General features: G+C 77.8%; 1 protein-coding gene. It reads right to left on the reverse strand.

Annotated elements, in window-relative coordinates; translation table 11 throughout:
• The coding region (locus G3I40_RS18935) for a helix-turn-helix domain-containing protein (RefSeq protein ID WP_164303315.1) at window positions 1-233 on the reverse strand (233 nt) is incomplete at its 3' end.
• Between the last annotated feature and the right edge of the window lie 114 nt (window positions 234-347).

The following is a 347-nucleotide window of genomic DNA, read 5'->3' on the forward strand; positions in this document are numbered from 1 at the left end:
GCTGATCCGCCCGGCCGCCCCGGCCCCAGCTCCTCCAGCAGACCGGCCCGGATCAGCTCGTCGACCAGGGTCGACACGGCGGCCCGGGTCAGCCCGATGTGCCCGGCGACCGAGGCCCGGGACAGCGGGCCCTCGGCGGCCACCGCGTGCAGGACGCGGGAGAGATTGCGGCGGCGCATGCCCTGCTGGGTGTCGGGCGTCCCGGGCCGGGGCCGGTGCAATGGTGCGGTCATGCGGTCATGTTCCCAGGGTGCGCGGCGCCTCTCGCGCGCAGGTCGGACCGCCGGGCCGGGGTACGACGGGTCCGCGTCACGCCTGCTCCCGGTCGAGCAGCGGCGCCGCGTCCG

The organism is Streptomyces sp. SID14478 (genome assembly GCF_010548525.1).
In the GTDB taxonomy this organism is placed as follows: domain Bacteria; phylum Actinomycetota; class Actinomycetes; order Streptomycetales; family Streptomycetaceae; genus Streptomyces.